The sequence below is a fragment of the Rhodococcus sp. PvP016 genome (assembly GCF_017832185.1).
Lineage (GTDB): Bacteria > Actinomycetota > Actinomycetes > Mycobacteriales > Mycobacteriaceae > Rhodococcoides.
In genome coordinates this window covers 3,586,400-3,601,390 of sequence record NZ_JAFIBH010000001.1, presented here as the reverse complement: position 1 = coordinate 3,601,390, position 14,991 = coordinate 3,586,400, and the positions used below count along the sequence as shown (strand labels likewise).

13 protein-coding genes are annotated in these 14,991 nt (G+C 69.6%); 9 read left to right on the top strand and 4 right to left on the bottom strand.

The window, feature by feature from the left end; translation table 11 throughout:
• Positions 1 to 200: 200 nt before the first annotated feature.
• Positions 201 to 674, bottom strand: a complete 474-nt coding sequence (locus JOE30_RS16750) for an NUDIX domain-containing protein (protein ID WP_204868014.1) — start codon at positions 672 to 674, stop codon at positions 201 to 203.
• 24 nt (positions 675 to 698) lie between these two features.
• Entirely contained in the window at positions 699 to 1,769 is a 1,071-nt protein-coding gene (locus tag JOE30_RS16745; protein WP_204868013.1) for an ABC transporter substrate-binding protein, read from the bottom strand.
• Between the two features lie 244 nt (positions 1,770 to 2,013).
• Between JOE30_RS16745 and ctaD the strand changes: the two genes are divergently transcribed.
• From ctaD to JOE30_RS16730, 3 genes are all read left to right on the top strand, one after another.
• Positions 2,014 to 3,801, top strand: a complete 1,788-nt coding sequence (ctaD, locus tag JOE30_RS16740) for a cytochrome c oxidase subunit I (RefSeq protein ID WP_027507042.1) — start codon at positions 2,014 to 2,016, stop codon at positions 3,799 to 3,801.
• Positions 3,802 to 3,883: 82 nt separating this feature from the next.
• Complete coding sequence (gene serB / locus JOE30_RS16735) at positions 3,884 to 5,134, top strand: phosphoserine phosphatase SerB (protein ID WP_204868012.1); 1,251 nt, start codon at positions 3,884 to 3,886, stop codon at positions 5,132 to 5,134.
• Complete coding sequence (locus JOE30_RS16730) at positions 5,131 to 5,919, top strand: aminoacyl-tRNA hydrolase (protein ID WP_371831680.1); 789 nt, start codon at positions 5,131 to 5,133, stop codon at positions 5,917 to 5,919. Before serB ends, JOE30_RS16730 begins: the two co-directional genes overlap by 4 nt.
• Before the next feature lies 1 nt (position 5,920).
• Here JOE30_RS16730 and glgX read toward each other — a convergent pair whose 3' ends face one another.
• On the bottom strand, positions 5,921 to 8,086 hold the full coding sequence (gene glgX / locus JOE30_RS16725; RefSeq protein ID WP_204868011.1) for a glycogen debranching protein GlgX: 2,166 nt from the start codon (positions 8,084 to 8,086) through the stop codon (positions 5,921 to 5,923).
• Between the two features lie 43 nt (positions 8,087 to 8,129).
• On the opposite strand from glgX, the gene JOE30_RS16720 reads away from it, so the two are divergent.
• From JOE30_RS16720 to JOE30_RS16700, 5 genes are read left to right on the top strand one after another with little or no spacing between them, the layout of a single operon-like run.
• Positions 8,130 to 8,966 (top strand): ABC transporter ATP-binding protein, encoded by an 837-nt coding sequence (locus JOE30_RS16720; protein WP_204870487.1) that lies wholly within the window; start codon positions 8,130 to 8,132, stop codon positions 8,964 to 8,966.
• Positions 8,963 to 9,781, top strand: coding sequence for an NUDIX domain-containing protein (locus JOE30_RS16715; RefSeq protein WP_204868008.1), 819 nt, complete (start codon positions 8,963 to 8,965; stop codon positions 9,779 to 9,781). Before JOE30_RS16720 ends, JOE30_RS16715 begins: the two co-directional genes overlap by 4 nt.
• A 10-nt stretch (positions 9,782 to 9,791) precedes the next feature.
• Positions 9,792 to 10,571 carry an enoyl-CoA hydratase/isomerase family protein gene (locus JOE30_RS16710; protein WP_204868005.1) on the top strand — a complete coding sequence of 260 codons (780 nt, stop codon included), beginning with the start codon at positions 9,792 to 9,794 and terminating at the stop codon, positions 10,569 to 10,571.
• Between the two features lie 33 nt (positions 10,572 to 10,604).
• Positions 10,605 to 11,615 (top strand): class I SAM-dependent methyltransferase, encoded by a 1,011-nt coding sequence (locus JOE30_RS16705; protein ID WP_027507036.1) that lies wholly within the window; start codon positions 10,605 to 10,607, stop codon positions 11,613 to 11,615.
• A gap of 7 nt (positions 11,616 to 11,622) precedes the next feature.
• A complete protein-coding gene (locus JOE30_RS16700; protein WP_204868002.1) occupies positions 11,623 to 12,810 on the top strand; it encodes a class I SAM-dependent methyltransferase in 1,188 nt (395 codons plus the stop codon).
• Here JOE30_RS16700 and JOE30_RS16695 read toward each other — a convergent pair.
• The gene (locus JOE30_RS16695) at positions 12,795 to 14,120 is read right to left on the bottom strand and encodes a PQQ-binding-like beta-propeller repeat protein (RefSeq protein ID WP_204868000.1); all 1,326 of its coding nucleotides are present in this window, start codon (positions 14,118 to 14,120) and stop codon (positions 12,795 to 12,797) included. The genes JOE30_RS16700 and JOE30_RS16695 overlap by 16 nt on opposite strands.
• 126 nt (positions 14,121 to 14,246) lie before the next feature.
• Between JOE30_RS16695 and JOE30_RS16690 the strand changes: the two genes are divergently transcribed.
• Entirely contained in the window at positions 14,247 to 14,990 is a 744-nt protein-coding gene (locus JOE30_RS16690; RefSeq protein ID WP_204867998.1) for an acyltransferase, read from the top strand.
• The last annotated feature ends 1 nt before the right edge of the window (position 14,991 follow it).

Here is a 14,991-nt window from a genome sequence, read left to right as displayed (position 1 = left end):
CTCCGCGGCACACGCAGGTTCGAGTGCTACTCACACCGCTTCCCGCAACCCTCAGTGGTTGTAACCGGTGAAGGTGGCCGAAACCGGTGAGGGTGTGCGGCCCCCGCGGCCCCCGCGGCCCCCGGCCCCCGGCCCCCGGCGCCGTGCAGACGTGCACACAGAACGCGTCGGCAGGGAAGGACGGCACGGGTCGGCGCCACCTACCGCCGGAACCAGGCCTCCGGGCCGTGGTCCAGCGCCTTCGCGATGCGGAGCACAGAGGTGTCGGTGATGTCCGAGGGCAGCGCATCGCGCGCGAACCACTGCACGTCGAGGTTCTCGTCGTCCGCGACCCGCGCCTCGCCGGCGACGTACCGGGCGAGGAAGCAGACGTCGAGGTACTGGGTGCGGTCGCCGTTCGGGTAGACGATGGGCTCGGTGACGTCGACACTCGTCAACCGCACGAGCTCGGCCGTCACGCCCGTCTCCTCCAGGATCTCCCGGAGGGCGGCCGGTCCGGGTTCCTCGCCGGGCTCGAGAACGCCGGACACCACGGCCCAGAGTTCGTTGTCCTTGCGACGCGTCAGCAGCAGCCGATCGTCGGCGTCGAGCACGACGGCACTGACACCGGAGAGCCAGAGCGGGTCGTGACCGATCTTGGCGCGCAGGGTGGTGATGAACTCGGGTATCGGCACTCCCGGAACGCTACCGCCGACGCGTCAGACGTAGCCGTTCAACGTGTTCGACACGTCGGTGAGGATCGCGCCCGCGGCGACGAGGCCCTCGCCCGACCACACCGTGTCGTCGACACTGAACACGCGACTGTCCGTCGCGGCGCCGAGGTCCTTCCAGGCGTCCGAGTCCATGACCTCGGTGCCGCGTTCCAGACCCGCCTGGCCGTCGAACATGACGTAGATCAGGTCGCCCTCCGCGTCGGACAGATCGTCCTGCGGGAGCGCGCGGGTCTCGCCGAGCTGAGGTCCCGGCCGTCGGACACCCGCTTGCGCGAGTACCTGCCCCGCGAAGCTGTCGTCGCCGAGCAACTGTGCGCCGTCGGCGCCGAAGCGCACGAGGGACGCCTCGGTGATGCGGGAGTTCTGCTCGCGGCCGACGGTCTCGGCGCGTGCGCGGTACTGCTCCGTCGCGCGGGTGGCGGCGTCGCGTCGTCCCATCGCCGCGGCCGCGAGCGTGGACCGCTCGAGCCACGACGACGACGCGCGCGTGAGAACGGTCGGGGCGATGCCGTCGAGTTGCGCGGTGACGGCGGGGGCGAGGGCGTCGCCACCGATGATGACGTCCGGAGCCAGTGCCCGGATCGCGTCGACGTCGGGGGAGCCCTCGGGTCCGACGCCGGCGATCTCGGCGATGCCGGTGCCGAGGTAGTCCGGCCGCAGCAGGCCGGACGGGGGAGCGGTGGGAGCGAGCGGCGCGGTGGGTGCGCCGACGACGCGCTCCCAGGTACCGACGGCACACGACGCGTCGAGTGCCGTCATGGTGAGAACCACGACACGTTGCGGATCGGCGGGCACCGTGGTCGCCCGGCCGCTGCCGACGACGAGCCTGGTGTCACCCTGCTGACCGACGGAGTCGACCGGCTGCGGGAGTGCGCACAGACCGGCGGTGTCGCGTTCGATGCCGACCACGCCGGCTCCGGCCACGTTGGTGGTGGTCCGGACGATGGTGGAGGCGTCGTCACTCGAGGTGTCGCCGCAGGCAGAGAGGGCGAACATCGCGGGAATGGTCGCGAGGGCGACGACCGATCGAGCGTGACGACGAGAGCGATCCGACATGGCCGAGACATTACGGGGAGGCCGGAGGCCGGTCGTTCAGTGCGTGGCGGGGAGGCCGGAGGCGGGTCGGGGTGCCCCGTCGGAGGGGGCCTCCCGCGGACCGGAAAATGCGACTCCCGGGCGGAAGTACGACACTGAGTAGGACCCGTGCCGCAGTTCGTGTGTCATGGGGTTACGATCCATGGAGCGCACGAATTTCATGCGTCCACCTCGGGCACGGGGAGACGCGCTTTCAGGAGGATCAGTGACTGCCCTAGCGCCCCAGCCAGTCCCCGAGCTGACGGCTTCACGGCCGTACCCGCCCCGTATGGGGCCCAAGGGATCGTTCATCCACAAGATGGTGACGACCACCGATCCGAAGACGCTCGGGATCATGTACATGGTCACGTCGTTCGGCTTCTTCTTGTTCGGTGGCGTCCTCGCACTGCTCATGCGTGCGGAGCTCGCCCTCCCGGGCATGCAGTTCCTGTCGAACGAGCAGTACAACCAGCTCTTCACCATGCACGGCACGATCATGTTGCTGCTGTACGCGACGCCCATCGTGTTCGCGTTCGCCAACTACATCCTTCCCCTGCAGATCGGTGCGCCCGACGTGGCGTTCCCGCGTCTGAACGCGTTCAGCTACTGGCTGTACCTGTTCGGCGCACTCATCGCCTCGGCGGGCTTCATCACCCCCGGTGGCGCTGCAGACTTCGGCTGGACGGCCTACACGCCGCTCACCGACGCCGTGCACTCGCCGGGCGTGGGCGCGGACTTCTGGATCATGGGCCTCGCGCTCTCGGGCCTCGGCACCATCCTCGGTGGCGTGAACATGATCACGACGGTCATCTGCCTGCGTGCCCCGGGCATGACCATGTTCCGGATGCCGATCTTCACCTGGAACATCTTCGTGACGATGATCCTCGTGCTGCTCGCCTTCCCGCTGCTCACCGCGGCACTGCTGGGACTGGCGGCCGACCGACACCTGGGTGCGCACCTGTTCGATCCGGCCACGGGCGGTGTGTTGCTGTGGCAGCACCTGTTCTGGTTCTTCGGTCACCCCGAGGTGTACATCATCGCGTTGCCGTTCTTCGGCATCGTGTCGGAGATCTTCCCGGTCTTCTCCCGTAAGCCGCTGTTCGGTTACACGGGTCTGATCTACGCCACCATCGCCATCGCGGCGCTGTCCATCGCCGTGTGGGCTCACCACATGTACGCGACCGGTGCGGTGCTGCTGCCGTTCTTCTCCTTCATGACGTTCCTCATCGCGGTCCCGACCGGTGTGAAGTTCTTCAACTGGATCGGCACGATGTGGAAGGGCCAGCTCACCTTCGAGACCCCGATGCTGTTCTCGGTCGGCTTCCTGGTGACGTTCCTCTTCGGTGGTCTGTCCGGTGTGCTGCTCGCCAGCCCGCCCATCGACTTCCACGTCACCGACTCGTACTTCGTGGTGGCGCACTTCCACTACGTGCTGTTCGGCACGATCGTGTTCGCGACCTACGCCGGCATCTACTTCTGGTTCCCGAAGATGACGGGCCGGATGATGGACGAGGCTCTGGGCAAGTGGCACTTCTGGGCCACCTTCGTCGGCTTCCACGCCACGTTCCTGGTGCAGCACTGGCTCGGCGCCGAGGGATTCCCGCGTCGCTACGCGGACTACCTCCCGTCCGACGGCTTCACGGTGCTCAACTCGATCTCGACGGTCGGTGCGTTCGTCCTCGGTGCCTCGACGCTGCCGTTCCTCTGGAACGTCTTCAAGAGCTACCGCTACGGCGAGGTCGTCACGGTCGACGATCCGTGGGGCTACGGCAACTCGCTGGAGTGGGCCACCAGCTGCCCGCCGCCGCGCCACAACTTCGTGGAGCTCCCGCGCATCCGCTCCGAGCGCCCCGCGTTCGAGCTGCACTACCCGCACATGGTCGAACGCATGCGAGACGAAGCGCATGTGGGACCGGGCCACGGTGGAGGCAAGACCACCGAGGTGCTCGAGCAGGCACGCCGCGCGCCGATCGCGACCAGCGATCACGAAGGTTCGGGCGACCGCGACAAGTAGTCCTCTCGTTCCCACGACCGTTCCAGCGACGAGCCCCTCTCCTCACGGTGAGGGGCTTTTCGTGTGACAAGGAGATACCTCGATGGTGGAGACACCACCCCCGCCGACGTCCGTGCTCGTGACGGTCACCGGCGGTGACAAGCCCGGTGTCACATCCGTGCTCTTCGCCTCGCTGGCGCGACACGACGTCAGCGTCGTGGACGTGGAGCAGGTGGTCATCCGCGGCCGCCTGACGCTCGGTGTCCTGGGCAGTTGCCCCGGTGACGTCGAGAGCTTGCAGGAGCACCTCGAGGAGGCCATGGGCACGGTGGGTGTGCACGTCGACGTCGAGGTCGGGGGAGCGCACGGTCGTTCGCCCCTCTCCACCCACGTCGTCGTCGTGCTGGGACGGCCCGTCACGGCGCGGGCCATCAGCGTGCTGTCGAGCGAACTCGCGCGCCAGGGCGCCAACATCGACTCGATCCGCGGCATCGCCGACTACCCGGTGACGGGACTCGAGCTGTTGGTCTCGGCACGTCCGCAGGAGGAGGGCGGGCTGTCGAGCGACGAGGCCGACGAGGCGTTGCGGTCGGCGCTCGCGACCGTGGCTGCCGGAGTCGGTATCGACGTCGCGGTCGAACGGTCCGGACTGGCTCGTCGAGCGAAGCGCCTCATCGTGTTCGACGTCGACTCGACGCTGGTGCAGGGCGAGGTCATCGAGATGCTCGCGGCACGGGCCGGAGTCGAGGACGAGGTCCGAGCCGTCACCGAGGCGGCCATGCGAGGCGAGATCGACTTCGCGGAGTCACTGCACCGTCGAGTCGCGACCCTCGCCGGGTTGGACGCATCGGTCATCGACGACGTCGCCGAGGATCTCGAGCTCACGCCGGGCGCGCGCACCACCATTCGGACGTTGCGACGACTCGGCTATCACTGCGGCGTGGTGTCGGGCGGTTTCCGACAGGTGATCGAGGGTCTCGCCCACGAGCTCGAACTCGACTTCGTCAAGGCGAACACCCTCGAGATCGTCGACGGCAAGCTCACCGGCCGCGTGATCGGCGATGTCGTCGATCGCGCGGCGAAGGCGGTGGCGCTGCGCCAGTTCGCCTCAGAGGTCGGCGTGCCGATGGAGCAGACGGTGGCCGTCGGCGACGGTGCCAACGACATCGACATGCTCACCGCGGCGGGTCTCGGCATCGCCTTCAACGCGAAGCCGGCGCTGCGCGAGGTCGCGGACGCGGCGCTGTCCTATCCGTTCCTCGACGCACTGCTCTTCGTCCTCGGTGTCACTCGCAGTGAGATCGAGGCCGCCGACTCCCTCGACGGCGGTGTTCGCCGCATCCCCATCCCGTGATCGACGAGAGTCCCGCGGAGGACGTCCGGCCGTCCACCCTCGAGGAGCGCCACGCGGTGCTCGTGGCCGGGACGAGTGCGGCCGGTTCCTACGGCTCGCGAGTCGATCCGCCCGATCCTGCCGACGTGCGCGCGATGCCGCTGGTGCTCCACGTCCCCAAGGTCGATCCGCCGGCCCGGTCCGACCTGCTGGCCGCGGCGGCGTCCGCGACGCTGCAGGTGTGTCTGGACGAGCGCATCGCCCCGGGCGGTCCCTGGCACGAGGAGTACACGGCGTGGCTGGGTGCGCGGATCCGCAAGGTGTCCCGTCGGGCGCGGGGAGCGCAGTGGACGGCGGCGCAGGACGTGGACGGCGTGACCGTCGACGTGGGCGGCGCGTCGGCTCGGGCCTACGTGCCGTGCCGTGTGGGTGATCTGGACCCGAGGCTGCGCAAGCTCCAGGTGGGAGGCACCGACCTACCGGCCGACGACCCGGGCCCACACACCGAGGGTGCCGTGCGGCTCTGGGTGGACGCGGAGCTCGAGATGACCGTCGGCAAGACCGCCGCCCAGGTGGGGCACGCCGTGATGCTCGCCGCCGGTGCCATGACGGTCGAGGACGTCCGGGCGTGGCAGGACGCGCACTGGGCCGTCAGCGTCCGCGACGCCGATGCCGCGACGTGGTCTCGCCTCGTGGCCGAGTGCGAGCGCGGCACCGCCATCGCTGTGCGCGACGCGGGGTACACGGAGGTCGCTCCGGGGTCGATGACCGTGATCGCCGAACTGGACGTTCCGCGCACCGCCTGAGTCAGGACGGGATCGTCGAGATGTAGACGAGCACGATCGGACCGGTCACTCGGACGGTGCTTCCCGCGGTGACCGGGGACGCGTCCACCGGTCGACCGTCGCGTGTCGCGGAGTCGAAGACGGGAACGTAACCAGGTGCCTCGTCCGGCCCGTGACGACGGTGATCGGGGAGGACGATGTCCGCATCGCCGCCCGAGTGCACCACCAGCAGAGCTGAATCGAAGGTCTCCGTCTCGACCCCGGCGTGACGGAGTGCAGGGATGCGCACGTCGGATCCGTCGACCCAGGCCTGCAGGGTCCGGGCGTGATCGTCGTTCCACCGGTCGCCCACGATCTCGGCCCCGTCGTGGTCGAACCACATGAGATCCGGTTCGCCGCTGGGTGTGTCACGACCGGCGAAGAACTCCTGTTGGCGCAGAACGGGTGCCGAACGACGCAGCCGCAGTGCTCGTCCCAGAGTCGCCGTCAGGGCGTCGTCCCGTCTCGACCAGTCGATCGCGTGCGCATCCGCTGCCGACGTGCCCTGTGGCACGCAGTAGGCATTGTTGTTGCCGTGCTGCGTGTGTCCCAGTTCGTCGCCGGCCAGGAACATCGGTGTCCCGGTGGACAGGGCCAGGGTCGACAGCAGAGCACGCACGTGTCGATCGCGCGCCGCGAGCACGGCGGGGTCCTCGGTCTCGCCCTCGACGCCGTGATTCACCGAGAGGTTGTTGTCGGTGCCGTCGCGGTTGGACTCGCCGTTGGCCTCGTTGTGCTTGGCCCTGTAGGACACCAGGTCTCGCGCGGTGAAGCCGTCGTGGGCGGTGACGAAGTTGACGGACGCCCACGGCCTGCGTCCGGTCGGCGCGAACAGATCCTCGGATCCCGCGAGGCGTGACGCCAGTTCGCGCACACCGCCGTGCCCGGCGAAGAAGCGGCGCAGCGTGTCTCGGTAGCGGTCGTTCCACTCGCTCCACACGCCGCCGAAGCCGCCGACCTGGTACCCGGGCCCGGTCGCATCCCATGGCTCGGCGATCAGCTTGGCGCGGCACAGGATCGGGTCGGCGGCGATGGCGCTCAACATCGGGGCGTGCGGATCGAAGCTCCATCCGCCCGGCCTGCCCAGAGTGCTGGCGAGATCGAAGCGGAAGCCGTCGACGCCCAGTTCGGTGACCCAGTACCGCAACGAGTCGCAGACCATCCGGACGACGGCCGGGGACGCGGCATCGACGGTGTTGCCGCACCCCGTCAGATCGATGTCGTGACCGCGGGCGTCCAGCAGGTAGTACCCGCGCGCGTCCAGGCCGCGCCACGAGAGGGAGGGGCCGTCGACACCGCCCTCGCAGGTGTGGTTGTAGACGACGTCGAGGATCACCTCGATACCCGCCTCGTGCAGCGTGTCCACCATCGTGCGGAACTCGGTGACCTCAGCGCCGGGGACCGAGGCGTACGACGGTTCGACGGCGAAGTACGAGCCGGTGCTGTAACCCCAGTGGTTGCGCATCCCGCGGGCCCGCACACCGGGTTCGGTGAGGCACGCGTGCACCGGAAGTAGTTCCACCGCCGTCACACCCAGCGTGCGAAGGTGCTCGAGCACTGCCGGGTGGACGAGTCCGAGGTAGGTGCCCCGCAGGTTCTCGGGTACGTCCGGATGAGCACCGGTGAACGACCCGACGTGCACCTCGTACACGACGGTGCGGTCCCAGTCGGTCTCGAGTCGTGGTGCGTCCGAGGCCGGCAGGGGAGCGGTGACCACCGCGAGGGGCGCGTGTCCCAGCGAGTCGACCGTCGACTGCGGTCCGAACGGATCGTCGCGATACGGCAGGAGGGCTCGCGCGTCGCCGAGAGTGCCGACGATGCGACGTGCGTAGGGGTCGAGAAGGATCTTGTGTGGATCGAACCGGTGACCGGCCTCCGGATTCCACGGTCCGGAGACGCGGTAGCCGTAGACGGATCCGACGTCGGCCTCGGCGACCACACCGTGCCAGATGCCGTACGTGCGCTGTGTGAGGAGGTGGCGCGATTCCCGTGAGTCGGGGCCCGACCCGTCCACCAGACACACCTCGACAGCGTGCGCGTCGGGTGCGTGCACGGCGAAGCAGACGCCGCCCTCCACGGGGTGGGCGCCCAGCGGGAAGGGCGTGCCCGACGCGGCGGCGGACTTCGGTGAGTTCTGTTCGTGCGACACGCGTGCTGATCCTGCCGTGGATGCACCCCGCGCGTGCGGGAAGATGGAAGGCGTGTCCTCTCCTGACCCAGACCTGCTCGTCGAACTCGCCGATGTCTCCGTCGTCCGCGGAGGGACGACCCTCGTCGGCCCCGTCTCCTGGAACGTGGAGTTGGACGAGCGGTGGGTGGTCCTCGGACCGAACGGTGCGGGCAAGACCACGCTGCTGCGCGTCGCCGCGGCGGAGATCTATCCCACTTCCGGTACCGCGCACGTGCTCGGCGAGACGCTCGGGCACGTCGACATCTCGGAACTCAAGCCCCGCATCGGCCTGTCGTCCTCCGCTCTCGCCGGACGCATTCCGTCCGACGAGGTGGTGGCCGATCTGGTCGTGTCGGCGGGGTACGCGGTGCTCGGTCGCTGGCGTGAGAAGTACGACGAGATGGACGACGAGCGTGCGGTCGACATGCTCGAGACGGCCGGTATCGAGCATCTCGCTCGCCGGACCTTCGGGACGCTGTCGGAGGGCGAACGCAAGCGTGTCCTGATCGCCCGTGCCCTGATGACGGACCCCGAACTGCTGTTGCTCGACGAGCCGGCCGCGGGTCTCGACCTCGGAGGCCGCGAGGACCTCGTCGCCATCCTCACCGACCTCGCACTCGACCCCGATGCCCCGGCGACGGTGCTGATCACGCATCACGTGGAGGAGATCCCGCCGGGCTTCACCCACGCCATGCTGCTCAAGGAGGGCGGGGTCGTCGCGCAGGGTCTCATCGACGACGTCATCACGGAGGAGAACCTGTCCACCGCGTTCAGTCAGGCCATCGCCCTGGAGCGCACCGACGGGCGCTTCTTCGCGCGGCGCAAGCGGTCGCGGTCGTCCCATCGGCGAGCGCGGTGACCGAACCGGTCGCGCTGCGGGACGCCTCCACCGTCATCCTGCTGCGCGATGCGCCGGCCGGGCTCGAGGTCTTCCTGCAGCGGCGAGTCGGACGGATGGCGTTCGCCGCCGGCATGACGGTCTTCCCTGGTGGCGGTGTGGATCCGTCCGATCGCACTCCCGCGGATGGGGAGGACCGGTGGGCCGGCCCGTCACCCGCGTGGTGGGCCGCACGGTTCGGCACCGGCGACGACGCCGCGGCGCGGGCCCTGGTGCTCGCCGCGGTGCGCGAGACCTTCGAGGAGTGCGGTGTCCTGTTCGCCGGGCCCGACGCGCACACCGTCGTCGCCGACACGTCCGATCACGCCGATCGGCGGCGCGCCGTCGAGAAGCACGAGATCTCGTTCGGTGAGTTCCTGGCCGAGACTCGCCTGGTGGTGCGGTCCGACCTGCTGCGCCCGCACGCCCGCTGGATCACGCCCGAGGGTGAGACGACCCGTCGGTACGACACCCGCTTCTTCGTCGCTGCGCTCCCGTCCGGGCAACGCCCCGACGGCGAGACGTCCGAGGCCGTCGATGCCGCGTGGGTGCGGCCCACCGACGCCCTGGACGAGTTCCGTCGCGGCGACCGCATGCTGATGCCGCCCACGTGGGCGTGCCTGCGGCATCTCGCCGGTCACGGATCGGTGGCCGAGGCCATGGCCGCAGAGGCAGATCTGGCACCTGTACAGCCCGTCATCAGCGGAACGGGTGGATCCGTTCGGGTAAACTTCGACGGCGCCGACGAGTACCGCGCCGACCTCCCCCCACGCACCGAGCGGACGTCGAACAGCTAGCGTGCTGGCCATGGCTGAATTCGTGACTCTCGACGTGACCGACGGCATCGGCACCATCCGGCTCTCCCGGCCACCGATGAACGCCCTGAACCGCCAGGTGCAGGGTGAGTTGCTCGAGGTCTCGCGGGCCGCCGCCGAGGATCCGGACGTCAAGGCGGTCATCGTGTACGGCGGCGAGAAGGTGTTCGCCGCCGGCGCGGACATCAAGGAGATGGCGGAGATGTCCGCCGGCCAGATGACCGACGCGATCGGCGCTCTGCAGGCCGGCCTCGGAGCGATCGCGTCCATCCCGAAGCCCACCGTCGCCGCCATCACCGGACACGCCCTCGGCGGCGGTCTGGAGGTCGCCCTCGGTGCCGATCGCCGCATCGCGGGCGACAACGCGAAGCTCGGCGTGCCCGAGGTGCTGCTCGGCGTCATTCCCGGCGGTGGCGGCACCCAGCGACTCGCCCGGCTGATCGGCCCGAGCCGCGCGAAGGACATGGTGTTCACCGGCCGTTTCGTCGGGGCCGAGGAGGCGCTCGCTTTCGGTCTCGTGGACGAGGTGGTGGCGCCCGACGCCGTGTACGAGGCGGCGCGCACGTGGGCGAGTCAGTTCGTCCGCGGTGCCTCGCGCGCCCTCGCGGCAGCCAAGGCGGCGATCGACGAGGGTCTGGACACCGACCTCGCGACGGGTCTGAAGATCGAGGCGCACGTCTTCGCCTCGCTGTTCGGAACCGAAGACCGCGCGATCGGTATGGCGTCGTTCCTCGAGAACGGCCCGGGCAAGGCCGACTTCACCGGCAACTAGCCTCCTGCACTCGTTCAGATAGGGTTCCCTTCCATGACCGCTCGTGAACCGCACACCGACACCGCCGCCTCGACCGCACCGTCGGACCCGGCGCCGCGCCCGCACGCGAGTGCCGAGGAAGTGCAGGCCGCGCGGTCGGACACCAAGCTGGCCCAGGTGCTCTACCACGACTGGGAAGCGGAGACCTACGACGACAAGTGGTCGATCTCCTACGACCAGCGTTGCATCGACTACGCACGCGGCCGTTTCGACGCGGTCGCCGGATCCGAGGCCCTGCCGTACGGTCGCGCGCTGGAACTGGGCTGCGGTACCGGCTTCTTCCTGCTCAACCTCATGCAGAGCGGCGTCGCCGCGACCGGGTCGGTGACGGACCTGTCGCCGGGCATGGTCAAGGTCGCGCTGCGCAACGCCGAGAACCTGGGCCTCGACGTGGACGGCCGCGTCGCCGACGCCGAGACCATCCCGTACGAGGACGACACGTTCGATCTCGTCGTGGGTCACGCGGTGTTGCACCACATCCCGGACGTGGAGCAGTCGCTGCGCGAGGTGTTGCGCGTGCTCAAGCCCGGCGGTCGGTTCGTCTTCGCGGGCGAACCGACGACGGTGGGCAACTTCTACGCGCGGTGGCTGGGGCGTCTCACGTGGGAGGCCACCACCCGCACCACCCGGCTGCCGTTCCTCGCGGACTGGCGTCGCCCGCAGCAGGAGCTGGACGAGTCGTCCCGCGCCGCGGCACTCGAGGCCGTCGTCGATCTGCACACCTTCGACCCGACGGAGCTCGAGAACATCGCCGTCGCCGCGGGTGCGGACGACGTACAGGCCAAGACCGAGGAGTTCGCCGCAGCGCTGCTGGGCTGGCCGGTCCGCACCTTCGAGGCGGCGGTGCCGGCGGAGAAGTTGGGCTGGGGCTGGGCGAGGTTCGCGTTCAACGGCTGGAAGTCGCTGTCCTGGCTGGACGAGAACGTGCTGCATCACGTCGTGCCCCGTGGCTACTTCTACAACGTGATGATCACGGGCACGAAGCCGGACACCGGCGCGCTCTGACGCGTCGGTGGGATACTCGTTCGAACTCGACGACGTCGAGTACCTGGCCGGGGCGTCCGACGCGCTGGCCGCGGTCGGTGACCGTCCTCTGACGCCCGCCACTCTGGTCTCGGACATCGGCCGGATCCGCAGCGCCTTCGGTGACCGCGCCGCCGCGCTGATCGAGACGGTCACCCTGCGTCGCAAGGCCGCGACCAAGCTGCCGTTCGCCGGAACGTGGTTGGTCACCGACGACGCGGTGCAGCAGGCCACCACGGAGCAGGTGTCCCGGCACCGGGCCGAGCGGCTGCGCGGACGCCGGATCCACGACGTCACCTGCTCCATCGGCACCGAACTGCACACCTTGCGGTCGGCCGCGGACATCGTGGTGGGCAGCGATCTCGATCCGGTGCGGCTGGCGATGGCGCGACACAACGTTCCGGACGTGGCTGTGCTGCGTGCCGACGCGGTGGTCTCCACCACGCGCGGCACCGTCGTCGTCGCCGACCCCGGACGCCGCGCCGGCGGCCGCCGCCGCCACGACCCCGCAGCCCTCGAACCCCCGCTTCCGGACCTCCTCGACGCCTATGCCGGCCGCGACCTGGTGGTCAAGTGCGCGCCGGGTCTCGACGTCGACCGCCTCGACCTCGCGAGCCGACACACGCGGGCCGAGGTCGAACTCGTCTCCCTGGACGGCGCCGTCCGCGAGGCGTGCATCTGGCTCGGGGAGGTGGCGGACCCCGCTGTGCGTCGCCGCGCGACGGTGCTCCGGTCGGACGGTTCCTCGTGGGAGGTGACGGACGCCGACTCGGACGACATCGACGACGATCGCGCACCGGGCAGGTACATCGTCGATCCCGACGGCGCCGTCGTGCGTGCCGGTCTCGTGCGCCACTACGCCGCGAGACACGGACTGTGGCAACTGGATCCACGCATCGCACACCTCACGGGAGACGCGATACCGGAGGGGACGGCGGGCTTCGAGATCCTCGACAGGCTGCCCTTCACCGAGAAGGTGTTGCGCAGGCGGCTCGCCGAGCTGGGATGCGGGTCACTGGAGATTCTCGTCCGCGGCATCGACGTCGATCCCGCGCTGCTGCGCCCCCGGCTCGATCTCCGGGGCGCCGTGCCGCTGGGGCTCGTGATCACCCGGATCGGGCGCTCGGGGGTGGCCTTCGTGTGCGGGCCGCGCACCGGACCTCAGCGGAACGAGTAGAGCGATCCCAGCGCGGTCGGGACGACCACCTCGCCGTCCGAGCCGACGACGACTCCGGGGCTGTAGCCCTCGGCGCCGGGGAGCGGGTCGGTGTCCACCGTCTCGCCGGTGGCCGTGTCGAACGTGACGAGTGCGAGCCCGTCGCCATCGCCGACCACCGTGTAGCCCGTGGTGCCACCCGCCTGTGCGGAGGAACCCTGTGTCACGAGATCTGGCCGCTCCCAGAGCATTTCGGGTCGGTCGCCCGCATCGCGGATCGCGCGCAGATGCGAGCCCGCGCCGCCCGCGGGGACGATGGTGCCGTCCGCGGCGACGGACACACTTCCTGCCGCGCGGTCACCGACGAAGTAGGACCAGATCTCGGAGCCGTCCTCGGTGGAGTACGCCCGCACGGTGCCCTCGACGTCCGTGAGGTACACGCGACCACCGTCGGGTGACACCACGGGGCTCGACGTCACGGCGGAGGGCAAGAGGGGTGACGACCACGCCTCGGTGAGGCCGGGAGAGTCCCCGCCGGTGTAGGACAGCGCCACGAGCTGGGGAGCGATGGCGCCGGCGCGCCACAGGACGAGGTAGACGGTCGAGGACGCCAGGTCGACGGCCGGCGCCGCCGCGACGGCGCAGTCCGGCCCGCCGCCCAGGCAGGCCATCAGACCGTCGTTCGCGGGCCGCAGAGTGGTGTTCGGTGCGTCCAGCGGGGTGGGGTTGGGGATCAGGTCGAGCACGGGTGCGACGGCGGTGCCGGTCTGGTTGCTCAGCACGTTGATCTGACCGAACTGGGTGACCACCAGGACGTTGCCGTCGGGCAGGAACTGCGGGGTGCGCGGTACCCCGTAGACCGGTGTGCGCCAGCGCAGTTGGCCGTTCTGGTTGATCGAGCTCATGCTGCCGTCGTCACCCGCGTAGAGGTTGGACGCCGAGTCGGCGACCGCGGTCGACGAGACGCCGGAAGGTCCGAGCGAGTTGCAGAACCGCTTGCGTCCGGTCTCGCCCTGGAACGATCCGAGCGCGCAACCGGCATCTCCGGTCATCGTCACCGTGATCTGACCGTTGGGCGCGATGGAGGGACGTGTGGACGTCGGAGCGCCGAGAGGTCGGGTCCAGTCGAGAGCGAGGGAGCGGCTGCCCTCGGTGACCACGGAGGCGGAATTGCGGGCGTCGGCGAGACCGCCGCGCCAGCCCTCGTCGCCCAGGATGTCGATGGGCCCGGAATCGCTGCCACAGGCCCCGAGGGTGAGGGCACCGACCGCGAGGAGAGCGGCACCGGCTCGACGAGTGCGCACCGAGGTACGCGGGTTCTCGTCGTGCATGCACTCTCCTGATGTCGGGTGATCGGCTCGCACGAGACTAACGGCTGAAACGATGCGCCACGGTTCCGACCCCCGGTGGTCGGCCCAGGGGTTCCGGGCGGCGGCGCCGTCAGTAATGTGCCGCCCATGACCAGCATGTGGAACGCGCCGTTGCGCACCCGGTGGCGAGGATCGCGGCGACGTGACCCCGACCAGGCCCGCTTCCTCACGCTCGCGTCGTTGCGCTGGGTGATCGGCCACAAGGCGTACACACCCTGGTACCTGGTGCGGTACTACCGCCTCGCGCGTTTCAAGGCTGCCAACCCGCACGTGGTGCTGCGCGGAATGGTGTTCCTCGGCAAGAACGTCGAGATCCACGCGACGCCCGAGCTGGCGCGACTCGAGATCGGTCGTTGGGTACACATCGGTGACGGCAACGCGATCCGCTGCCACGAGGGGTCGCTGCGCATCGGTGACAAGGTGGTGTTCGGCAAGGACAACGTCGTCAACACCTATCTCGACATCGAGATCGGTGCGTCCACCCTCGTCGCCGACTGGTGCTACATCTGCGATTTCGATCATCGGACCGAGGACATCACGGTGCCGATCAAGGATCAGGGCATCGTCAAGTCGCCCGTGCGGATCGGACCGGACACGTGGATCGCCGCGAAGGTGACCGTGCTGCGGGAGACGGTCGTCGGTCGCGGTTGCGTCCTGGGCGCACACGCCGTGGTCAAGGGACACGTGCCCGACTACGGGATCGCGGTCGGCGCACCCGCACGGGTGGTCCGCAACCGCCGCGCCGACTGGGAGGCCGGCGCCGAGGACCGCGCGAAGTACGTCGCTGCCCTGGAGGACATCGCCCGCAAGAAATCGCTCGGGAGCGAGTGAC